The 21,331-nt window shown below is 51.6% G+C and carries 27 protein-coding genes and 1 other annotated feature; of the genes, 18 read left to right on the plus strand and 9 right to left on the minus strand.

Translation table 11 applies throughout. The features are described 5' to 3' along the window. The first annotated feature begins 3 nt into the window (after window positions 1–3). The 3 genes from astE (at window position 4) to ves (ending at window position 2,689) form a co-directional block, all read left to right on the plus strand. Entirely contained in the window at window positions 4–969 is a 966-nt protein-coding gene (gene astE, locus ACJ9N4_RS08950) for a succinylglutamate desuccinylase (protein ID WP_182918582.1), read from the plus strand. A 369-nt stretch (window positions 970–1,338) separates the two neighbouring features. Further along, window positions 1,339–1,833 carry an ATP-independent periplasmic protein-refolding chaperone Spy gene (gene spy / locus ACJ9N4_RS08955; RefSeq protein ID WP_182271141.1) on the plus strand — a complete coding sequence of 165 codons (495 nt, stop codon included), beginning with the start codon at window positions 1,339–1,341 and terminating at the stop codon, window positions 1,831–1,833. A gap of 298 nt (window positions 1,834–2,131) precedes the next feature. After that, window positions 2,132–2,689 carry an environmental stress-induced protein Ves gene (gene ves / locus ACJ9N4_RS08960; RefSeq protein ID WP_182918581.1) on the plus strand — a complete coding sequence of 186 codons (558 nt, stop codon included), beginning with the start codon at window positions 2,132–2,134 and terminating at the stop codon, window positions 2,687–2,689. 73 nt (window positions 2,690–2,762) lie between these two features. On the opposite strand, the gene nadE is transcribed toward ves, so the two are convergent. After that, window positions 2,763–3,590 (minus strand): ammonia-dependent NAD(+) synthetase, encoded by an 828-nt coding sequence (nadE, locus tag ACJ9N4_RS08965; RefSeq protein ID WP_182271143.1) that lies wholly within the window; start codon window positions 3,588–3,590, stop codon window positions 2,763–2,765. A 231-nt stretch (window positions 3,591–3,821) separates the two neighbouring features. On the opposite strand from nadE, the gene osmE reads away from it, so the two are divergent. The 8 genes from osmE (at window position 3,822) to cedA (ending at window position 10,146) form a co-directional block, all read left to right on the plus strand. Further along, window positions 3,822–4,166: an osmotically-inducible lipoprotein OsmE gene (gene osmE / locus ACJ9N4_RS08970; RefSeq protein WP_182918580.1), complete on the plus strand. Its 345-nt coding sequence runs from the start codon at window positions 3,822–3,824 to the stop codon at window positions 4,164–4,166. A gap of 281 nt (window positions 4,167–4,447) precedes the next feature. After that, window positions 4,448–4,765 carry a PTS N,N'-diacetylchitobiose transporter subunit IIB gene (chbB, locus tag ACJ9N4_RS08975; protein ID WP_182271145.1) on the plus strand — a complete coding sequence of 106 codons (318 nt, stop codon included), beginning with the start codon at window positions 4,448–4,450 and terminating at the stop codon, window positions 4,763–4,765. An 80-nt stretch (window positions 4,766–4,845) separates the two neighbouring features. Next, a complete protein-coding gene (gene chbC / locus ACJ9N4_RS08980; RefSeq protein ID WP_182271146.1) occupies window positions 4,846–6,204 on the plus strand; it encodes a PTS N,N'-diacetylchitobiose transporter subunit IIC in 1,359 nt (452 codons plus the stop codon). 47 nt (window positions 6,205–6,251) lie between these two features. Further along, a complete protein-coding gene (chbA, locus tag ACJ9N4_RS08985; protein ID WP_182918579.1) occupies window positions 6,252–6,599 on the plus strand; it encodes a PTS N,N'-diacetylchitobiose transporter subunit IIA in 348 nt (115 codons plus the stop codon). Window positions 6,600–6,628: 29 nt separating this feature from the next. Beyond that, complete coding sequence (chbR, locus tag ACJ9N4_RS08990; protein WP_182271147.1) at window positions 6,629–7,447, plus strand: transcriptional regulator ChbR; 819 nt, start codon at window positions 6,629–6,631, stop codon at window positions 7,445–7,447. Between the two features lie 110 nt (window positions 7,448–7,557). Further along, window positions 7,558–8,913, plus strand: coding sequence for a 6-phospho-beta-glucosidase (locus ACJ9N4_RS08995; RefSeq protein ID WP_182271148.1), 1,356 nt, complete (start codon window positions 7,558–7,560; stop codon window positions 8,911–8,913). 11 nt (window positions 8,914–8,924) lie between these two features. Beyond that, window positions 8,925–9,683, plus strand: a complete 759-nt coding sequence (gene chbG / locus ACJ9N4_RS09000) for a chitin disaccharide deacetylase (RefSeq protein WP_182271149.1) — start codon at window positions 8,925–8,927, stop codon at window positions 9,681–9,683. Window positions 9,684–9,906: 223 nt separating this feature from the next. After that, window positions 9,907–10,146, plus strand: coding sequence for a cell division activator CedA (cedA, locus tag ACJ9N4_RS09005; protein WP_230857858.1), 240 nt, complete (start codon window positions 9,907–9,909; stop codon window positions 10,144–10,146). Window positions 10,147–10,195: 49 nt separating this feature from the next. On the opposite strand, the gene ACJ9N4_RS09010 is transcribed toward cedA, so the two are convergent. The 3 genes from ACJ9N4_RS09010 to hxpB form a co-directional block, all read right to left on the minus strand. After that, window positions 10,196–11,587 carry an L-cystine transporter gene (locus ACJ9N4_RS09010; protein ID WP_182271150.1) on the minus strand — a complete coding sequence of 464 codons (1,392 nt, stop codon included), beginning with the start codon at window positions 11,585–11,587 and terminating at the stop codon, window positions 10,196–10,198. 126 nt (window positions 11,588–11,713) lie between these two features. Next, window positions 11,714–12,304, minus strand: a complete 591-nt coding sequence (locus ACJ9N4_RS09015) for a metal-dependent hydrolase (RefSeq protein ID WP_182271151.1) — start codon at window positions 12,302–12,304, stop codon at window positions 11,714–11,716. 156 nt (window positions 12,305–12,460) lie between these two features. Then, window positions 12,461–13,132 (minus strand): hexitol phosphatase HxpB, encoded by a 672-nt coding sequence (hxpB, locus tag ACJ9N4_RS09020; RefSeq protein WP_182918578.1) that lies wholly within the window; start codon window positions 13,130–13,132, stop codon window positions 12,461–12,463. 170 nt (window positions 13,133–13,302) lie between these two features. Here hxpB and ACJ9N4_RS09025 point away from each other — a divergent pair, with 170 nt between their 5' ends. Next, window positions 13,303–13,839 carry a YniB family protein gene (locus tag ACJ9N4_RS09025; protein ID WP_182271153.1) on the plus strand — a complete coding sequence of 179 codons (537 nt, stop codon included), beginning with the start codon at window positions 13,303–13,305 and terminating at the stop codon, window positions 13,837–13,839. A 36-nt stretch (window positions 13,840–13,875) separates the two neighbouring features. On the opposite strand, the gene ACJ9N4_RS09030 is transcribed toward ACJ9N4_RS09025, so the two are convergent. From ACJ9N4_RS09030 to pfkB, 3 genes are all read right to left on the minus strand, one after another. Beyond that, window positions 13,876–14,736, minus strand: a complete 861-nt coding sequence (locus tag ACJ9N4_RS09030) for a fructosamine kinase family protein (protein ID WP_182271154.1) — start codon at window positions 14,734–14,736, stop codon at window positions 13,876–13,878. Window positions 14,737–14,841: 105 nt separating this feature from the next. Next, window positions 14,842–15,132 carry a type V toxin-antitoxin system endoribonuclease antitoxin GhoS gene (ghoS, locus tag ACJ9N4_RS09035; protein ID WP_182271155.1) on the minus strand — a complete coding sequence of 97 codons (291 nt, stop codon included), beginning with the start codon at window positions 15,130–15,132 and terminating at the stop codon, window positions 14,842–14,844. Between the two features lie 104 nt (window positions 15,133–15,236). Continuing rightward, a complete protein-coding gene (gene pfkB / locus ACJ9N4_RS09040) occupies window positions 15,237–16,169 on the minus strand; it encodes a 6-phosphofructokinase II (RefSeq protein WP_182918577.1) in 933 nt (310 codons plus the stop codon). A 295-nt stretch (window positions 16,170–16,464) separates the two neighbouring features. Between pfkB and ACJ9N4_RS09045 the strand changes: the two genes are divergently transcribed. Beyond that, the gene (locus tag ACJ9N4_RS09045; RefSeq protein WP_182918576.1) at window positions 16,465–17,223 is read left to right on the plus strand and encodes a YdiY family protein; all 759 of its coding nucleotides are present in this window, start codon (window positions 16,465–16,467) and stop codon (window positions 17,221–17,223) included. 52 nt (window positions 17,224–17,275) lie between these two features. Here the strand turns inward: ACJ9N4_RS09045 and yniD are convergent, their stop codons facing one another. Beyond that, window positions 17,276–17,383, minus strand: a complete 108-nt coding sequence (gene yniD / locus ACJ9N4_RS09050; RefSeq protein WP_008500658.1) for a small membrane protein YniD — start codon at window positions 17,381–17,383, stop codon at window positions 17,276–17,278. Window positions 17,384–17,480: 97 nt separating this feature from the next. Then, complete coding sequence (gene yncL, locus ACJ9N4_RS09055) at window positions 17,481–17,663, minus strand: stress response membrane protein YncL (RefSeq protein ID WP_330165453.1); 183 nt, start codon at window positions 17,661–17,663, stop codon at window positions 17,481–17,483. Between the two features lie 231 nt (window positions 17,664–17,894). Between yncL and thrS the strand changes: the two genes are divergently transcribed. The 5 genes from thrS to pheM all read left to right on the plus strand — a co-directional run bounded on the left by thrS (window position 17,895) and on the right by pheM (window position 21,239). After that, window positions 17,895–19,823, plus strand: coding sequence for a threonine--tRNA ligase (gene thrS / locus ACJ9N4_RS09060; protein WP_182271158.1), 1,929 nt, complete (start codon window positions 17,895–17,897; stop codon window positions 19,821–19,823). A gap of 3 nt (window positions 19,824–19,826) precedes the next feature. Next, on the plus strand, window positions 19,827–20,369 hold the full coding sequence (infC, locus tag ACJ9N4_RS09065) for a translation initiation factor IF-3 (protein WP_023616141.1): 543 nt from the start codon (window positions 19,827–19,829) through the stop codon (window positions 20,367–20,369). Between the two features lie 97 nt (window positions 20,370–20,466). Beyond that, window positions 20,467–20,664 (plus strand): 50S ribosomal protein L35, encoded by a 198-nt coding sequence (gene rpmI, locus ACJ9N4_RS09070; protein WP_003030583.1) that lies wholly within the window; start codon window positions 20,467–20,469, stop codon window positions 20,662–20,664. Window positions 20,665–20,715: 51 nt separating this feature from the next. Further along, window positions 20,716–21,072: a 50S ribosomal protein L20 gene (gene rplT, locus ACJ9N4_RS09075; RefSeq protein WP_000124850.1), complete on the plus strand. Its 357-nt coding sequence runs from the start codon at window positions 20,716–20,718 to the stop codon at window positions 21,070–21,072. Between the two features lie 117 nt (window positions 21,073–21,189). Continuing rightward, window positions 21,190–21,314: a sequence feature (Phe leader region), on the plus strand. Next, window positions 21,195–21,239 (plus strand): pheST operon leader peptide PheM, encoded by a 45-nt coding sequence (gene pheM, locus ACJ9N4_RS09080; protein ID WP_001386830.1) that lies wholly within the window; start codon window positions 21,195–21,197, stop codon window positions 21,237–21,239. Its footprint overlaps the feature before it by 45 nt. Window positions 21,315–21,331 lie beyond the last annotated feature (17 nt).

Below are 21,331 nucleotides of genomic sequence, written 5' to 3' on the forward strand. Positions count from 1 at the left end.
GATATGGAAAATTTACTGGCGCTGACGCTGGCAGACGACATGCCTGAGCAGGCTGAGGGGGAAGGCCCCTCATTCCACTGGCGGTGGCTGGGGCGCGGAGTGCTTGAGCTGACGCCATCCGGGAAGTATACGCTGTCGCTTCTGCTTTCAACCGGCATTCACGGTAACGAAACTGCACCCGTTGAGATTGTCGACCTGCTGTTGCGCGCATTGTATCGCGGTGATATCACCCTGCAATGCCGTCTGCTGGTGGTGCTCGGGAATCCACCTGCGCTGGCGCAAAATAAGCGTTATCTGGTGAGTGATATTAACCGGATGTTCGGTGGCCGCTGGTCGCAGTTCCCGCAGGGTGACGAAACGGTGCGCGCGCAGTGGCTGGAGAAGGTGGTGGCCACGTTTTTTGCCACCGCTGGGCCAGACCGCTGGCATCTTGATCTGCATACGGCGATCCGGGCGTCATACCATGTACGCTTTGGTGTTTTACCGCAGCGTCATCAGCCGTGGGATGAAACGTTCCTGAGCTGGCTGGGTGATGCGGGTCTGGAAGCGCTGGTATTCCATCAGTCACCGGGAGGAACGTTCACCCATTTTACCTGCGAACATTTCGGGGCGCTGGCCTGCACGCTGGAGCTGGGAAAAGCACTGCCATTTGGGCAGAACGATCTCACGCGCTTTGCACCTACGCATCTTGCGCTTCGGGCGCTGCTGGGCGGAACCGCGCCTGAGCACGCACATGAACCCGTTGAGCGTTATCGGGTTGTACAACAGATAACGCGCCGCAGCGATGCCTTCCTTCTTCACATGGCGGCACATACGCTGAACTTCACGCCATTCCGCCAGGGGGTATTGCTGGCAGAGGACGGTGATGAGCGCTATGAGGTGCAGAAAGCCACGGAGTATGTCCTGTTCCCGAACCCTTCCGTCGCGTTTGGGCTGAGAGCCGGGTTGATGCTGGAAAAAATGAGCTGAGCCGGTTTGCCCCTCTTGTGGAAAGAGGGGCAAATCGTATGAGTTATCATTTCTATTTTCGCCAAAAACTTATTTTCTTCGCAAATAAAGCGCTTAGCGAGTTTTTACAGATTATTCCTGGGTGATTGCTTTCAAAATAAGCATTGCTTCGCTATACTCTCTCATAATTTCTTTAAAATCATCATATTGAATATTTTTTGTTTCAACTCTCCACGTTTTATTCTTAATTTCTCCATAATTGGCGATAAAGTGTTTTTTACACTTTCATTGCTTTACCAATGCTCTGACTAATTGACGCTAAACCTTGTAAAGTTAATCTCGTCAACACGGCATAGCGCCGAAGAATAACTGAAAGTAAGGAAATAAATTATGCGTAAGTTAACTGCACTGTTTGTTGCTTCTACCCTGGCTCTGGGCGCTACCAGCATGGCGTTCGCCGCAGATACCGCAACCACCACCCCTGCCGCGCCGCTGTCAGGCAAAATGATGATGCATCATCAGGGCATGCCGGGTATGAACCACGACATGATGTTTAAAGGTCTGAACCTGACCGATGCGCAGAAGCAGCAGGTGCGCGACATCATGAAAAGCCAGCGTGACCAGATGAAACGTCCTTCGCTGGAAGAGCGCCGCGCGATGCATGACATCATTGCCAGCGACAGCTTCGATAAGGCAAAAGCCGAAGCGCAAATCGACAAAATGGCTGAGCAGAATAAAGCCCGCATGCTGGCTCACATGGAAACCCAGAACAAGATCTACAACATTCTGACCCCTGAACAGAAAAAACAATTTAATGCCAATTTTGAGAAGCGTCTGACAGAACGTCCGGCGCTGGAAGGTAAAATGCCTGCACCAACCGAATAATCGGTTCAACATCTTAAGACCGCCGGGATCCTGTCCACAAAAGCGCAATCGCTGTGGACAGGGCCGGCGGTTTTTTCTTTTATCCCTCTTGCCTGCCGCCATAAGCGCGGTATCCTCCTGTAGTCGCTTCAGAGAATGTATAGCAGAGTCATGGTGTTAGAATTTTTATTCGCATCCAGCTAAGGCCTGCCTGTTCTGTTGCCGATAATACGTCTGTGAGTACCCAACGATAACAAACAAGACAGCAACGATAGCGATATCCTTGCCAAGGCGCATGCTGTGCCTTTCAGGAGTGGTGATGGAGTTTTTTGATATCCGTAAAATGCCGGTCAGTCTCTGGCGCAATGGTGCTGGCGAGACTCGTGAAATTTGTTGTTTTCCTCCCGCGACGCGTGATTTTTTCTGGCGCGCCAGCATTGCCTCCATTGCCAGTAATGGCGAATTCTCTTCGTTCCCCGGCGTCGATCGGGTGATCGCCTTGCTGGAAGGGGGAGAGGTAACGCTGGATGCCGGTAAGGCGTTTTGCCATACCCTGAAGCATCACCAGCCTTTTAGTTTTTCGGGCGATCTACCGGTGAAAGCGCTGCTTACCGACGGGAAGATGTCGATGGACTTCAATATTATGACCCGGCGGGACTGCTGTCAGGCGAAAGTCCGCGTTGCTGACCGCACGTTTACCACCTTTGGTTCACGCGGTGGCGTGGTTCTGGTGTTAAGCGGCGCGTGGCAGCTTGGCGAAAAATTGCTGATGGCCGATCAGGGTGCAAGCTGGGAGGAAGGAACGCATACTCTCCGTTTGCTGGAGTCGAAAGGAACGTTACTGTTCAGCGAAATTACCTGGCTACCCGGCCACTGAGCAATCGTTCAGGCTGTTCCTTGTACCGGATGGCGGCCTGCTATGGACCGCCACCCGCAATCATCACAGACGATTATCTCTTCCAGAAATCATCAAACACGGTGATCGGTGGACGGCGTTTGTGCTCGGTTTTCAGATACCAGCCCTCAATGATCTTCGCGGTACCTTCATCCAGTTTTTTACCTTCCAGGTAATCATCAATGTTGTCGTAAGTGACGCCCAGCGCGGCTTCATCCGGCAGGGAAGGGCGATCGTCTTCCAGATCGGCCGTTGGCGCTTTCTTATAAAGATGTTCCGGGCAGCCCAGCGTGGCAAGCAACTGCTTCCCCTGACGTTTGTTCAGACGGAAGATCGGGTTGATATCAGTGCCCCCGTCGCCGTACTTGGTGAAGAACCCCGTGATCGCTTCAGCCGCATGGTCGGTACCCACGACAACGCCTTTGGTCATTCCCGCAATGCTGTATTGCGCTTTCATGCGTTCGCGGGCTTTTTCGTTGCCACGGACAAAATCGCTCAGCTCAATACCTGCCTCACGCAGTGCCTGCTCACTCGCCAGCACTGAACCTTTGATATTCACGGTAAGGACGCGGTCTGGCTGGATAAACTCGATCGCATCCTGGCAATCCTGCTCGTCTGCCTGCACACCATAAGGAAGGCGTACCGCGATAAACTGCAACGTTTCATCGCCGGTCTCTTCACGCCGTTCGGAAATGGCCATCTGACACAGCTTGCCGGTCAGCGTGGAGTCCTGACCCCCACTGATACCCAGCACCAGCGACTTCAGAAAGGGATAGGTTTTCAAATAGGATTTTAAAAAGTCGACGCTTCGACGGATCTCTTCATTTGCGTCTACTGCTGGTTTTGCGCCCAGCGCCTGAATAATTTCTTGTTGCAGAGCCATGACGCCCTCCCTATGCAGAACGAAACAGAAAGTATGATCTGTTAAAGCTAACTCTTCGGGCGTAAAACGACAAGGATCACAGTTTCGAGTGGGTTAAATTACGGCGATTTAGCAGCTTATCGCTGTTTTACTGGAATTTTCCAAAATTCATCTGGCATAACCCGCAAAGTTGAACAATAGTACTTTTTATTCCATGCTTAGGTAACGCGTTGATAAACAAGAGGACGGGAAATGAACAAGAACATAGCAGGAATTCTGGGTGCAGCGGCGGTTCTGACTATGCTGGCAGGGTGTACAGCTTACGATCGCACCAAAGATCAGTTCACACAACCTGTGGTTAAAGACGTCAAAAAAGGGATGACACGCTCGCAGGTCGCCGCGATTGCCGGTAAACCATCGTCTGAAATCACGATGATTCATGCGCGTGGTACGTGTCAGACCTATATCCTGGGTCAACGAGATGGTAAGGCTGAAACCTACTTTGTCGCGCTGGACGATACTGGACACGTGATCAATTCGGGTTACCAGACCTGCGCCGAGTACGATACCGATCCGCAGGCGGCTAAGGTGAAATAACCCTGCTAGCCTGAGAATGTTAACAAACCGGCCTGCGTGCCGGTTTTTTTATACATACGTAAATCTTATTTATTTGCGCGAATTATTTACCTGAAATGTGAAGGTAGTCAACAAGCCAGGTCAACCAGAGACAATTTGAGTCTGTTCAGAATTATCCCCTCCTTGTACCATGCCGTATACTCACTTCAACGATAAACAATAGCGAACAAACTACCTGTCAGCCAGGACAGCGAGTCGAGTGATAGCGCGACGGCAGGTAGTCATACAAGAGGGAAATGACTATGGAAAAGAAACATATCTATCTGTTCTGTTCAGCGGGCATGTCAACTTCACTGCTGGTGTCAAAGATGCGTACGCAGGCCGAAAAGTATGAAGTCCCTGTGGTGATTGAAGCGTTTCCAGAAACGCTGGCGGGCGAAAAGGGACAGACGGCCGATGTCGTATTACTGGGGCCACAAATCGCTTATATGTTGCCGGAAATCCAGCGCTTGTTACCCAATAAGCCTGTCGAAGTGATCGACTCTGCGCTGTACGGCAAAATTGATGGTTTAGGTGTATTAAAAGCTGCCGTTGCAGCGATTAAAAGAGCTGCAAATTAATTTTTTATTTTTCCCGTCAAAGAGTAATTTCACACACAATACGCCGTAACCCTCGTTGCGGCATTTAAGGGTATTTTCCTATGAGTAAAGTCATCGCTTCACTTGAAAAGGTACTCCTTCCTTTTGCTGTTAAAATAGGAAAGCAGCCTCACGTTAATGCCATCAAAAACGGTTTTATTAAATTAATGCCGTTGACGCTGGCCGGGGCAATGTTCGTTTTAATTAACAACGTTTTTCTGAGCTTTGGTGAAGGTTCCTTCTTTTATTCATTAGGAATTCGGTTAGACGCTTCCACTATTGAAACCCTTAATGGTTTTAAAGCCATCGGCGGCAACGTATACAACGGTACGTTGGGTATTATGTCGCTGATGGCCCCTTTCTTTATTGGGATGGCGCTGGCAGAAGAGCGTAAAGTTGATCCGCTGGCTGCGGGGTTATTATCCGTCGCCGCTTTTATGACCGTAACGCCTTATAGCGTGGGTGAGGCTTACGCAGTCGGTGCCAACTGGCTGGGTGGGGCAAACATTATTTCCGGTATTGTTATCGGTCTGGTGGTTGCCGAAATGTTCACCTTTATTATCCGTCGCAACTGGGTGATCCGTTTGCCGGACAGCGTACCCGCTTCCGTTTCTCGTTCATTTTCCGCGTTGATTCCAGGCTTCATTATTCTCTCCATCATGGGGATTATTGCCTGGGCGCTCTCTCACTGGGGCACAAACTTCCACCAGATCATCATGGACTCTATCTCTACGCCGCTGGCGTCAATGGGTGGAGTGGTCGGTTGGGCGTATGTGATTTTTACCTCCCTGCTGTGGTTCTTCGGCGTGCATGGTTCACTGGCACTGGCAGCGCTGGACAGCGGTATTATGACCCCGTGGGCACTGGAAAACGTTGCGCTTTACCAGCAGTACGGTTCCGTTGATGCGGCGCTGGCAGCCGGTAAAACCTTCCATGTGTGGGCGAAGCCGATGCTTGATTCCTATATCTTCCTGGGGGGTACCGGGGCGACGCTGGGTCTGATCATCGCGGTCTTTATTGTCTCTCGTCGTGCTGACTATCGCCAGGTTGCGAAGCTGGCGCTGCCATCAGGCATCTTCCAGATTAACGAACCGATCCTGTTTGGTCTGCCAATCATCATGAACCCGGTAATGTTCATCCCGTTCATCCTGATTCAGCCGCTGCTGGCCGCGATTACCCTGACGGCGTATTACCTGGGAATTATCCCGCCAATCACCAACATTGCACCGTGGACAATGCCGGCGGGTCTGGGCGCGTTCTTCAACACTAACGGTAGCGTAGCCGCCTTCCTGCTGGCGATATTCAACCTCGGGATTTCGACAATGCTCTACATGCCATTCGTGGCGATTGCGAACAAAGCTGCAACCATTATCGATGAAGAAGAGAGCGAAGAGGATATTGCCCTCTCACTGAAATTCTAAAATTGCACGGCGCGGGGCAACCCGCGCCAGTGAAAAGGAGCTAAAAGATGTTAGATTTGGATAGTATCGTTGCCGAAGAAAGCGCAGAGAATGATTTAGAAGAAGTCGTGATGGGCCTTATCATCAATTCCGGTCAGGCGCGCAGCCTGGCGTATGCCGCGCTTCGGCAGGCCAAACAGGGTGATTTCGCGGCAGCGAAAACCATGATGGAGCAGTCCCGTACCGCGCTGAATGAAGCTCACCTCGTGCAGACAAAACTGATTGAAGGTGATCAAGGCGAAGGGAAGATGAAGGTCAGCCTGGTGCTGGTGCATGCCCAGGATCACCTGATGACCTCCATGCTGGCACGTGAGCTGGTGGCGGAGTTAATCGAGCTTCACGAAAAGATACAGTAAGTCAGATTCAGTAGCAGGAGGTCAGCACGATGGAAATTAAAACCGCACTTGAGCAGCAACTGTTTAATGGCAAGAATTTTCACGTGGTTATCTACAACAAGACGGAGAGCGCCAGCGGTCTGCATCAGCATGACTACTACGAGTTCACGATTGTTCTGACTGGCCGCTACTACCAGGAGATTAACGGCAAGCGCGTTCTGCTGGAGCGCGGTGACTTTGTCTTCCTGCCGATGGGGTCCTATCACCAGAGCTTTTATGAATTTGGTGCCACCCGCATTCTTAATGTGGGTGTCAGTAAGCGCTTCTTTGAGAAACACTATCTGCCGCTGGTCCCGTTCTGCTTTGTGGCGTCACAGGTGTATCGCGTCAAAAATGAGTTTATGACCTGGATCGAAACGGTTATAGCCTCGCTTAACTTCCGCGACAATGAGTTCGATGAGTTTATTGAAACCGTGACATTCTACGTGATGAACCGTCTTCGCCATCACCGTGAAGAACAACAGGTAATTGACGATATCCCGCAATGGCTCCGTAGCACCGTTGAGCTGATGCATGACAAAGGGCAGTTCAGTGATAACGCACTGGAAAATATGGTTTCGCTGTCGGGTAAGTCGCAGGAATATTTAACCCGTGCCACTCAGCGTTATTATCGAAAAACACCCGTGCAGATCATTAATGAAATCCGCATTAATTTTGCCAAAAAACAGCTGGAAATTACCAACTACTCCGTGACCGACATTGCTTATGAGTCAGGTTACAGCAGTCCCAGCCTGTTTATTAAAACCTTTAAGAAATTTACCTCATTCACACCGAACAGTTACCGAAAGAATTTGACGGTAATTAATTAACTTTTGGCGGTTATATCCGCCATGACTATTGACTTAAACGCTTGCCCAAATAGCGGGAAGAGAACGCTATACCTTGCAGGCGGTTAACCTGATACGCTAAGGGAGATATCATGCAACAGAAATTAAAAGTCGTAACCATTGGCGGCGGCAGCAGTTATACCCCGGAATTACTGGAAGGTTTTCTGAAACGTTATCATGAATTACCGGTGAGTGAATTATGGCTGGTGGACGTTGAGGAAGGGCAAGAGAAGCTGAATATTATTTTCGACCTGTGCAAACGCATGGTTGAGAAAGCCGGTGTCCCGTTAACCGTGCATAAAACCCTGGATCGCCGTCTGGCGCTGAAAGATGCCGACTTCGTGACCACGCAGCTGCGCGTCGGCCAGCTGAAAGCGCGTGAGCTGGACGAGCGTATTCCGCTGAGCCACGGTTATCTGGGCCAGGAAACCAACGGAGCGGGCGGCCTGTTTAAAGGTCTGCGTACCATTCCGGTGGTGTTCGATATCATCAAAGACGTGGAAGAGATCTGCCCGAACGCGTGGGTGATTAACTTTACCAACCCGGCAGGAATGGTGACCGAAGCGGTCTACCGCCACACCAGTTTCAAACGCTTTATCGGCGTGTGTAATATCCCGATTGGGATGAAGATGTTTATCCGCGATGTGCTGGAGCTGACCGACAAAGACGATCTCTCCATCGACCTGTTCGGTCTGAACCACATGGTGTTTATCAAAGATGTGATGGTGAACGGTAAATCGCGCTTTGCCGAGCTGCTCGACGGCGTGGCGTCTGGCCGCCTGACGGCCGCTTCTGTGAAAAACATCTTCGACCTGCCGTTCAGCGAAGGGCTGATCCGCTCCCTGAACCTGCTGCCGTGCTCGTATCTGCTTTACTACTTCAAGCAGAAAGAGATGCTGGCCATCGAAATGGGTGAATACTATAAAGGTGGCGCGCGTGCTCAGGTCGTGCAGAAAGTTGAAAAGCAGCTGTTTGATTTGTATAAAGATCCGAACCTGAACGTCAAACCGAAAGAGCTGGAGCAGCGTGGTGGGGCGTACTATTCGGACGCGGCGTGCGAGGTGATCAACGCCATTTACAACGACAAGCAGGCTGAACACTACGTTAACGTGCCGCATCATGGACACATTGATAACATCCCGGCCGACTGGGCCGTTGAGATGACCTGCATTCTGGGCCGCGAGGGGGCCAAACCGCATTCGCGTATTACTCACTTTGATGACAAAGTGATGGGCCTCATCCACACCATCAAAGGGTTTGAAATTGCGGCAAGCAATGCGGCGCTGAGCGGTGAGCTGAATGATGTCCTGCTGGCGCTAAACCTCAGTCCGCTGGTGCATTCCGACCGCGACGCGGAGCAACTGGCGAGTGAGATGATCCTGGCGCATGAAAAATGGCTACCAAACTTTGCTGCGACGGTTGAGAAACTGAAGTTCAAACACCGTTAAGGGGATGTGCGATGGAAAACCTGCTGATCGTAAATGCCGATGATTTTGGCCTGTCGAAAGGGCAGAACTACGGCATTATTGAAGCCTGTCGCCGGGGCGTAGTGACCTCAACAACGGCATTAATTAATGGTGATGCGGTTGAGCATGCGGCGTTGTTGAGCCGTGAAACCCCGGAGCTTGGTGTCGGCATGCACTTTGTGCTGACGCTTGGGATGCCGCTTTCACCCATGCCCGGGCTGACGCGCGGTGGACAGTTGGGGAAATGGATTTGGGAACTGGCCGGGCAGGACGCTCTGCCGCTTGAAGAGATTACCCGCGAGCTGGATTGTCAGTTCAACCGCTTTGTTGATGTGTTTGGCCGTGAACCGACACACATCGACAGCCATCACCATGTGCATATGATCCCGGCGATTTTCCCCATCGTCGCGGAGTTTGCGCAACGAAAAGGGGTGGCGATGCGCGTGGATCGTGAAGTGCAGGCGCTGCACGGGCTGTCGTTCTTCTCTGTGCCGACAACGGAGGGATTCAGCAGCGCGTTTTACGGTGAAGTGATCAGCGAAGCGCTGTTCCTGCAGGTGCTGGATGATTCAGCCGCGCGTGGTGAAAAGTCGCTGGAAGTGATGGCGCACCCGGCGTTTGTCGATAATACCGTGCGTAAAAGCGCCTACTGCTGGCCGCGTCTGGCGGAACTGGATGTGCTGACGTCGGCATCGCTGAAATATGCCATTGCGGAACGTGGCTATCGTCTGGGAACGTTTGGGGATCTTTGATAAAACGTGCCGTTATTGTTGGTATCGCAGGCCGGGTGAGGTTAAGTCGTCACCCGGCTTTTTTACTGAAGTACGGCGTCGTTGCGGATAAACTGAACGTTTTCAGCCTGGTGGTTTCGTGAAAGAGGCGGCATACCGCATGGAAGGCGCGACGTGTGGGGACGGAATCGGCTATGATAGGAATTTCCTGCTGTCAGAATTTGCTTTAGTGAACCCGTCGCTTATGAAACCACTTCGTCAACAAAATCGCCCTGTGATTAGCTACGTGCCCCGCGTTGAGCCCGCTCCGCCTGAACACGCCCTGAAAGTGGATGGTTTTCGCGATGTCTGGCAGTTGCGTGGCAAATATGTGGCCTTCGTGCTGGCAGGCGAACACTTTCGCCGTTCGCCCGCCTTCACGGTGCCGGAATCGGCGCAGCGCTGGGCAATGCAAATCCGTCAGGATGGTGATGTTGAAGAATAACAGTCATAAAAAAACCGCCCTCAGGCGGTTTTTTTATTTCAGAAGTGGATTAACGGTGCGCCAGTTCAGCGTCGTCTTCACTTTCCAGTACGGCTTTATCGGTCTGCTTCAGCCACTGGCTGGTTAGCGTACCGGCCGTCATGGAGCCGCTGACATTCAGGGCGGTACGACCCATGTCGATCAGTGGTTCAACAGAGATAAGCAGAGCAACCAGCGTTACCGGCAGGCCCAGTGCAGGCAGGACAATCAATGCTGCGAAGGTCGCGCCACCGCCAACACCCGCCACACCTGCGGAGCTTACGGTAACAATACCGACCAGGGTGGCAATCCAGACTGGATCCAGCGGGTTGATACCCACCGTCGGGGCAACCATCACGGCCAGCATCGCCGGGTAGAGACCCGCACAGCCGTTCTGACCAATGGTTGCACCAAAGGAGGCTGAGAAGCTGGCGATAGATTCTGGTACACCCAGACGACGAGTCTGCGCTTCGACGTTCAGCGGAATAGAGGCCGCACTGGAACGGCTGGTGAACGCGAAGGTCAGTACCGGCCAGACTTTACGGAAGTATTTCAGTGGGCTAATGCCGTTCACACCCAGCAGGATGCCGTGAACCACAAACATGATGCCCAGACCCAGGTAAGAGGCAATCACAAAGCTACCCAGCTTGATGATGTCCTGCAGGTTTGAACCCGCAACCACTTTGGTCATCAGTGCCAGCACGCCGTATGGCGTTAACTGCATCACCAGACGAACCAGTTTCATCACCCAGCTTTGCAGGGTATCAATCGCCGTCAGAACACGCTGCCCCTTCGGTGCATCGTCTTTCAGCAGCTTCAGCGCAGCCACACCCAGGAACGCTGCGAAGATCACCACGCTGATAATGGAGGTTGGGCTTGCACCGGTCAGGTCTGCAAACGGGTTCTTCGGAATGAAGGAGAGCAGCATTTGCGGCACGGTCAGATCGGCAACTTTACCGACGTAGTTAGACTGAATAGCCGCCAGACGCGCCGTTTCAGCAGACCCTTGCACCAGACCTTCGGCAGTCAGACCAAACAGGTTGGTGACCAGCACACCGACCAGTGCGGCGATAAGGGTGGTGAACAGCAGCGTACCAATGGTCAGGAAGCTGATTTTACCCAGCTGAGTGGCATTATGCAGACGGGCAACGGCGCTCAGAATAGAGGCAAACACCAGCGGCATAACGATCATCTGCAGCAGTTGCACGTAGCCGTTACCGACGACATTAAACCACTGAATGGAATCTTTCAGTACCGGATTATCAGAGCCATAAATCGCCTGTAATGCCAGACCAAATACAACACCTGTGCCCAGACCCGCCAGCACTTTCTTCGCCAGACTCCACTGTGTGTGGCGTGTCTGGGCCAGAAGCAATAGCAATACAACGAACACAACAACGTTCGCGATGAGTGGAAAATTCATCCCCGTTCTCCTGATTTATTATGTGGTCGGTTTTCCCGAGCCTGTTGGCGCAAGGTTAGCAGAAGTGTGATGTCGCGCTTATATCCAAATGGAATGGGTTATGACAAATGCGATTATTTTGCTGGTTTAATGTTCTGTCTGGTGATTAATAAAACGATCGAACTGAAATTGCAGCGAATTGATCATCTGCGATGACCAGCGGACTGCACTATTTTCGGGCAATGTTTGGGGCATCCAGACGGCATAAGCGAACAGCGCCATGCACAAAACGCGCTCAAGCTGGTTACCTTTCTGAGGGGCGAGAATAGGCAGGCGGAAACGCCAGCGGCATGGCCAGAGTAGTGGCACGCCCGCAGGCGTCAGCATATCGGCCAGAATATGGCTCAAATAACCCAACACCATCCCCTGGATGGCATCGGCGGGGACTATCCAGCTTTCAGGAACCTTTAAATAGAAAAGCGTGAGCAGGCCGAAGACAGCCAGCAGGCTGTGGGTAAACCCACGATGGCCGAATGCGCGGGCGATGGGCTTCGACACCCACTTCAAGCGTTGCCCGAGGAATGATTTTGGATGATCAATATCGGGCAACAGGCAGGTCAACACGGCCGAAGGGACAATATGCCACCAGTCCCCTTGTGCCAGCACGGGGGTAAGTTCAGCGTTTTTGGCAAATACTGCGCACGCGATAGAAAAAAGCAGGTGGCCTTCCGCCGTCATGATAAAACCCAGGAAACTGTCAATTCATACAGTATAGGGTTTTTGTACAGTAGGCGGAAGAGGTGACGGTGTAACTCTTTGTCACAAACGGGTGTCAGAGGGCGCAGGATACCGACTATCCCGGCGTCATACGCGCCTCCGAGACTGGAATATTACTTATTCACCGCGCAAATGTTGCACCGTCAGATTGGCCAGCGAGGTGAGCTTCACGTCGGCAAGTGCAAAACGGGGGTCGTGACGGCCTTCTTCGGCGGGTACCACAATGGAGCGCATGCGCGCGGCTTTTGATGCCACCATGCCGTTAACGGAATCTTCCAGCGCCACGCATACCAGCGGATCAAGACCCAGCTTCGCTGCGCAGTCCATATAGACCTGCGGGTGGGGTTTGCTATAGGGCAGCGTTTCGGCTGAGGCCAGGGCATCGAAACTGTCACGCAGCTCAAACAGGGTGAGCACTTTTTCCAGCATATGCAGTGGGGAGGCGGAGGCCAGTCCAACCTTCATCCCCTGAGCTTTACACAGGGCTACCGCTTCACGCACGCCGGGCAGAAGCGGTTTGTACTCTTCAACCAGCGCAATGGCGCGGTTGATAATGCGTGCGGTAACTTCGCCGTGATTGGGGCCAACCCACGGCTGGTGGGCATACCAAAGTTCAACCACCATATCGATGCGCAGGCCCAGCGTATCCGGCAGTTCATTCCGACGACTGATATCGACGCCCAGGCTGGCCATGACGTCCAGTTCGGCCCGATCCCACAGCGGCTCGGAATCAATCAGTAATCCATCCATGTCAAAAATAGCGGCAACAATCTGGCACGGTGTCGACATCACAATGTCTCCCTGGCTAAGGTGTTCGACAGACGATATACCCGAATTCTTTAGGGTATAAATGCTAAGTACACTCTGCAATTTAGCATATTGCCTTTAAAGAACGGGCGAAAATGATGGTCAGCAGGTAGACTTAGGCACAAATAACGCGTCTTTTGGAAGGGGAACTGATGACGTATCAACAAGCTGGACGCATTGCTGTCTTAAAACGTGTTGCTGGCTGGGTGATTTTTATCCCGGCCGTCATTTCCACGCTGATTTCAGTGCTCAAATTTATGTACGATCACAGCGAAAAGCAGCCGGGTATCAATGCGGTAATGCTTGATTTTGCACATGTCATGATCGAGATGATGCGTTTCAATACGCCTTTTTTAAACGTCTTCTGGTTTAATTCGCCAACGCCGGATTTTCATCAGCAGCTTAATGTCGGGTTCTGGGTTATCTACGCGCTGATCTTTATCGCAATGGCATTACAGGCATCAGGGGCGAGAATGAGCCGCCAGACACGGTTTTTACGTGAAGGGGTGGAAGACCAGCTGATTCTTGAGCAGGCCAAAGGTGCAGAAGGGATGAGCCGCGAACAGATTGAATCCCGCATCGTGGTTCCGCGTCACACCATTTTCCTGCAAATTTTCCCGCTTTATATCCTGCCGGTCATCATCATTGTGGCGGGGTACTTCTTCTTCTCTCTGCTGGGCTTTTTGTAATGAAATAGGGGGGCGTCATGCCACCCCGTTTTGTCATTATGCCGCCAGCATGCGTTCAAGCGCGCGTTGCGCCTGCACGAGATGCTCACCACCAAACAGAATGGCACGGTTAATCAGGGTGTACAGCTGGTACACCGGCTGACGCTCAAGGAAATCCTGCGGCAGGGGCGAAACAGACTGATATCCGTCGTAAATCTGTGGCGGTTGTTCAGGATGCAGTGGCAGCATAGCAAGGTCGCACTCCCGGTCGCCCCAGTAACAGGCTGGATCGAAGATAAACGGACCATTTGGCCCCAGCGCGCAGTTTCCTGACCACAAATCACCGTGCAACAGCGAAGGCTGAGGCTGGTGCGAAGCAAGACGTTGTTGCACGTGTTCGACAATGGCGTCGATATTGCCAAACTCCAGCCCTTTTTCTGCGGCCAGTTCCAGTTGCCAGCCAATACGTTGTTCGGAGAAAAAGGTCGACCAGCGGCGCTGCCAGGTATTCGGCTGCGGGGTAGTGGAAAGGTCGTTATCAAAATCGAGGCCAAACTGCGGCTGGTCGCTCCATTGGTGGAGACGTGCTAACTGTTGCCCAAGAATGAACGCGTTGTGGGCATCCAGGGGGCGGGCAGGAAGGTATTCCATGACCAGAAAACTGTAATCGCGGTCGCTGCCGACGGCCCAGACCTGAGGAACGGTGACCGTTTTACTGCGCGATAACAGCTCCAGCTGGTCGGCTTCAGCGGTGAAGATAGGGAGTAACTCCCGCTCATCGCATTTCACGAAAAGATCGCGTCCTGCGTAGCGTAAATGCCATGCGGCGTGGATCTCTCCGCCTGGCAGTTCGTTACGCAGTTCAATTTCACCTTCACCCAGTTGCTCGCTTAAAAGATGACTGATAGCCTGCCACATGATGTCTCTCCCATGTTGTCTGCCAGATCATAAAGTTAGCGCAAAATTGCGGTAAAAAAATACGAACTAACGCACACCTGAGCGGTTTAAATTCATGCAGGGCACTTATTGTTCCTTTTTTTGCCAGCGTTCCCAGGTTTCTACATCGGTTTCAGCATGCTTGTCGGTAACACTTTCGACCAGACTGCTTGCCAGCGCGTGGATCTCTTCTTCGCTGAGGGCGCTAATCAGGCCAAATGTGAGCGTACCTAAATCATGAATATTGCCGTCATCATCCGTAAGCGTCAGCAGGAAATTGGCCCGGGTAAAGGTGTTGTTGAGTTCATTGAGTTCGGTCAATGATGCTTCATGAATATGAATGGTAACGACGTAGCGAATGATGTCACCGCTGCTCATAATTCACCTCATTGTTATCATGAAAGTTTTCTTAGCATAGTCGATAGTTTGCGTTTGGCGACTATGAAGAGCACGTCCCCTTCATTAAAGAAGGGGAACGGGGGTTAATGTCGCGACAGATAATCGACGATTTTTTGCGTCTCGGCGAGCGAACACAAACGCGTACCCTGGTTAATGGTGGCGGCGCTACCCGCCGCCACGCCGTAGCGTGTCATCTCCAGCAGTGTTGCGCCCTGCGCCAGTTTTAGCGCCATCGCACCGACCATGCTGTCGCCAGCGCCCACGGTACTCTGGCTTTTCATCGGCGGTGGGACAACCTGAACGGAACCCGTTTCATCCACGCCCAGCGCCCCCTGAGGGCCAAGCGAAACCACGACGCGTCGTGCTTTGCCGCTGCGCACCAGCTCCTGTGCGGCGGTACGAACGTCATCAGGCTGGGTTAGCTCGCGGTTGACCAGCGCGCTTAACTCTTTTTGGTTGGGTTTCACCAGCTCAAGGTTGCCCGGCTCTAAGGCGGCGCGTAGCGCTTCTCCAGAACTGTCGACAATGCAGCGGATACCGCGCTGTTGTGCTGCGCGAATGAGCGACGTCAGTTTTTCCGTGCTGACGCCGGGTGGCAGACTGCCGCTGATAACGAGTAAGGCACCGTTTTCAATCGCCAGCACTTTCTCTTCAAGTTGACGAAACTCATCGTCACTCAACTTTGCCCCTGGCATGACAAAACGGTACTGCTCGCCGCTGGAATCCACCTGAACGTGCAGGTTTTGTCGCGTCCAGTCTTTGGCGTGGACCGTTTCCACAGCAACGTTTTCCTCTGCCAGCAAAGAAACCAGGTGCTCACCGGTGGCTCCCCCCGCGGGGAAAATCGCTGTCGCTTTGCCACCGAGGTGGGTAATGGCTCGCGCCACGTTGATTCCACCGCCGCCAGGCTCAAACACCGGGGTGCTACAGCGTAGTTTACCTTCCGGGTAAATCTGTGGCGTCAGCGTCGCAGAATCAAGAGAAGGAGAGAGCGTCAGCGTATAAATAGAAACCATTATTACCTCCTTTTAGTATGGGTTACGTTAAGTCTGGCACCGATTGGCAAGAAGGCAATGTAAATAACAGTATGATTTTAAAAATGAATACGGAAAGAAGCGGGGGATTTGTTTTATACAATAAAAGTCTTTTTGGGATCGTTCTTATTCAAAAAATGAAATAAGAAAACGTTGCTATGTTATTTGCGCCTTTTTATAATTTGTTACCTTTCTCTGGACGCCTTGTCGTTGAGCCTCAAGAAAGTTTCCGGGACCGTGACGGTCTCTTTTTTTGTTGTACGGACTCCTTAATAAAATGAAGCTTTTGAAGACAGTACCCGCTGCACTGATGCTGGCGGGTGGCGTGTTTGCGTCAATGAATGCGGCCGCCGATGATACCGTTTTTACTGTCATGGACGATCCCACCACCGCGAAGAAACCCTTTGAAGGTAACCTGAACGCAGGGTATCTGGCACAATCCGGTAACACGAAAAGCTCCTCTCTGACGGCAGACAGTACCCTGACCTGGTACGGTAGCTCTACCGCCTGGTCGCTGTGGGGAAATGCCAGTAACACCTCCGCTAACGACGAACGTTCTTCCGAGAAGTATGCGGTAGGCGGACGTAGCCGTTACAACATGACCGACTATGACTACCTGTTTGGTCAGGCAAGCTGGTTAACCGACCGTTACAACGGGTATCGCCAGCGCGATGTGTTCACTACGGGTTATGGTCGTCAGTTCCTGAACGGGCCTGTTCACAGCTTCCGTTTTGAATTCGGTCCGGGTGTCCGGTATGACGAATTCACCGACGGTGAAACCAAAACCCAGCCACTCGGCTATGCATCCGGCACTTACGCCTGGCAGATGACTGATAACACCAAATTTACCGAGGGTGTGTCTGTGTTTGGTGCCGACGATACCACGCTGAACTCTGAGACTGCGCTGAACGTAGCCATCAACGAACACTTTGGTCTGAAAGTGGCCTACAACGTGACCTGGAATTCATCACCTCCAGAAACTGCACCGGACCATACCGACCGCAGAACCACGATTTCTCTGGGCTATAAGATGTAATTTAAGCGGGTCGATAACGTTATCGACCCGCTTTTTTACGTTCAGGAATGTCTTAGCCCCAAATCATCGCCGCCCAACGTAACAGCAACATTGCACCGCAGATAGCGATCAGCACCAGTACCATTTTCCAGTGTTTTACGGCAAATCGTTTTGTTGGCATAACCTGCATCCTTGTCCATTGATGTGGGGAGTCTATCAAAAACGAGAGGAAATACCGCTTCCCGGCTCCGTCAGGTTATGCCACAGCACGGTCTGGGTCAGAACCAGTGGAATCGCTCTGCGAGAATCAATAATAAACCGGTGGCTGAAAGTATATTCAATATCACAACTGTTCTACTGGATACATTCATCGTATGCCCCTTTGGGTTTAAGGACCTGTTCAAGATTAGCCCAGCATCTCGGGAATGCGAGCACCTGGGATTTGCGCCCTGCAAATTCATGCGAAAGTGCCAGGGATCAATCTGGCGGCAGAGGGTGCATTCTCCCTTTTGTTAGTGTTAACATGGCAAGGCTTGCCGTAAATCCGCCATTGTCTGATTTCGGTGGGTGCATGATGACGAGCCAATTTGACGATTGTTGGTCAGATGGTGTCGTAATCTACTGTCAAATCACGATTATTTTCTTTGTATATGCTCTTATGTGTGGGGCATCACTGCAAATAAGGATATAAAATGCCTGTAATTACTCTTCCTGATGGCAGCCAACGCCATTACGACCGCGCTGTTAGCCCAATGGATGTTGCCCTGGACATCGGTCCTGGACTCGCGAAAGCGACCATCGCTGGCCGTGTTAATGGTGAGCTGGTTGATGCCTCCGACCTGATTGAAAACGATGCGAAGCTGTCTATCATCACAGCGAAGGACGAAGAAGGTCTGGAAATCATTCGTCACTCCTGCGCGCACCTGTTAGGTCATGCCATCAAACAGCTGTGGCCAAACACCAAAATGGCGATTGGCCCGGTTATCGACAACGGTTTCTACTACGACGTTGACCTTGACCATACCCTGACCCAGGAAGATATCGACGCGCTCGAAAAACGTATGCACGAGCTCGCCGAAAGCAACTATGACGTCATTAAGAAGAAAGTCAGCTGGCACGAAGCGCGTGAGACCTTCGTGAAGCGTGGCGAGAGCTATAAAGTCTCTATTCTTGATGAAAATATCTCTCATGATGACAAGCCTGGCTTGTACCATCACGAAGAATACATCGACATGTGCCGTGGGCCGCACGTGCCGAATATGCGCTTCTGCCATCACTTTAAACTGATGAAAATCGCAGGTGCTTACTGGCGTGGCGACAGCAACAACAAGATGTTGCAGCGTATTTATGGTACCGCGTGGGCAGATAAAAAAGCCCTGAGCGCGTACCTCCAGCGCCTGGAAGAAGCGGCTAAACGTGACCACCGTAAAATCGGTAAGCAGCTTGACCTGTACCATATGCAGGAAGAAGCACCGGGTATGGTGTTCTGGCATAACGACGGCTGGACTATCTTCCGTGAACTGGAAACGTTCGTGCGCTCCAAGCTGAAAGCGTACCAGTATCAGGAAGTGAAAGGTCCGTTCATGATGGACCGTGTGCTGTGGGAAAAAACCGGCCACTGGGACAACTACAAAGATGCGATGTTCACTACCTCTTCTGAGAACCGTGAATACTGCATCAAGCCAATGAACTGCCCGGGCCACGTTCAGATCTTCAACCAGGGTCTGAAATCCTACCGCGACCTGCCGCTGCGTATGGCAGAGTTCGGTAGCTGCCACCGTAATGAGCCATCAGGTGCGCTGCACGGTCTGATGCGTGTTCGTGGCTTTACTCAGGATGATGCGCATATCTTCTGTACGGAAGATCAGGTACGTGATGAAGTTAACGCCTGTATTCGTATGGTCTACGATATGTACAGCACCTTTGGCTTCGAGAAGATCGTCGTCAAACTCTCAACGCGTCCGGAAAAACGTATCGGTAGCGACGAGACCTGGGATCGCGCAGAAGCGGATCTCGCCGTTGCGCTGGAAGAGAACGGTATTCCGTTCGAATACCAGCTGGGTGAGGGCGCATTCTACGGTCCGAAAATTGAATTTACCCTGTATGACTGCCTCGATCGTGCATGGCAGTGCGGTACTGTACAGCTGGACTTCTCCCTGCCGCAGCGTTTAAGCGCCTCTTATGTTGGCGAAGACAACGAGCGTCAGGTACCGGTAATGATTCACCGTGCTATCCTCGGTTCTCTGGAGCGCTTCATCGGCATCCTGACCGAAGAGTTCGCCGGCTTCTTCCCAACCTGGCTTGCGCCAGTGCAGGTTGTAGTGATGAACATTACCGATTCTCAGTCTGAATACGTTAAAGAATTGACGCAGAAACTACAAAATGCGGGCATTCGCGTAAAAGCAGACTTGAGAAATGAGAAGATTGGCTTTAAAATCCGCGAGCACACTTTACGTCGTGTCCCGTATATGTTGGTCTGTGGTGATAAAGAGGTGGAAGCAGGCAAAGTGGCCGTTCGCACCCGCCGTGGTAAAGACCTGGGCAGCCTGGACGTAAGTGAAGTGATTGAGAAGCTGCAACAAGAGATTCGCAGCCGCAGTCTTCAACAACTGGAGGAATAAGGTATTAAAGGCGGAAAACGAGTTCAAACGGCACGTCCGAATCGTATCAATGGCGAGATTCGCGCCCAGGAAGTTCGCTTAACAGGTCTGGAAGGTGAGCAACTGGGGATTGTGAGTCTGAGAGAAGCAATCGAAAAGGCTGAAGAAGCTGGAGTAGATTTAGTTGAAATCAGCCCTAACGCCGAACCGCCAGTTTGTCGTATCATGGACTACGGCAAGTTCCTTTATGAAAAGAGTAAGTCTTCTAAGGAACAGAAGAAAAAGCAAAAAGTTATCCAGGTTAAGGAAATCAAATTCCGTCCTGGTACCGACGATGGCGATTATCAGGTAAAACTCCGCAGCCTGATTCGCTTTCTGGAAGATGGCGATAAGGCCAAGATCACACTGCGTTTCCGCGGTCGTGAGATGGCCCACCAACAGATCGGTATGGAAGTGCTTAACCGCGTCCGTGACGATCTGAGTGAACTGGCAGTAGTCGAATCCTTCCCTACGAAGATCGAAGGCCGCCAGATGATCATGGTGCTCGCTCCTAAGAAGAAACAGTAAGGCCTTCAAGCAGCAAAATCTGTGAAGCCTTCGGGTCTCATAGGTTTTGCTCGCCTATGTTTCGTTTATTTAACAATGCGAAGTGGAAGTTATTAAGATGCCAAAAATTAAGACCGTACGCGGTGCTGCTAAGCGCTTCAAAAAAACCGGTGGTGGTGGATTTAAGCGTAAGCACGCAAACCTGCGTCATATTCTGACCAAAAAATCTACTAAACGTAAACGTCACCTGCGTCCAAAAGGCCTCGTGTCTAAAGGCGATCTGGGTCTGGTTATCGCGTGCCTGCCGTACGCATAAGTCGTTAACGTTTAATTTTTTTTCTAAGAATATAGATACAGGAGAGCTCACATGGCTCGCGTAAAACGTGGTGTAATTGCTCGTGCACGTCACAAAAAAATTCTGAAACAAGCTAAAGGCTACTACGGTGCGCGTTCACGCGTATACCGCGTTGCCTTCCAGGCTGTTATCAAGGCTGGTCAGTACGCTTACCGTGACCGTCGTCAACGTAAGCGTCAGTTCCGTCAACTGTGGATTGCGCGTATCAACGCAGCAGCACGTCAGAACGGTATTTCTTACAGCAAATTCATCAACGGCCTGAAAAAAGCCTCTGTTGAAATCGACCGTAAGATCCTGGCTGACATCGCAGTATTCGACAAAGTAGCGTTCACCGCTCTGGTCGAAAAAGCGAAAGCAGCACTGGCGTAAGCCAGTTGAGAGAGGGGGCTTTGCTCCCTCTTTTCATTTAACACCATCAGAAGATTGACATTTACCCGTCCAGGCTTTTCAATAAGGTCTTAACGGTTTTTACCACACAAGGTAACGCAAGCATGAATGCTGCTATTTTCCGCTTCTTCTTTTACTTTAGCACCTGAATTCAGGAGGCTAGCGCGTGAAAGATGAAACGAAAAACAGCGCCAGATAAGCCTCCCGATGGAGGCTTTTTTTGTGTCTAAATTCGAGAGAA

The organism is Enterobacter sp. LM3 (assembly GCF_046622475.1).
GTDB classification, from domain to species: domain Bacteria; phylum Pseudomonadota; class Gammaproteobacteria; order Enterobacterales; family Enterobacteriaceae; genus Enterobacter; species Enterobacter cloacae_P.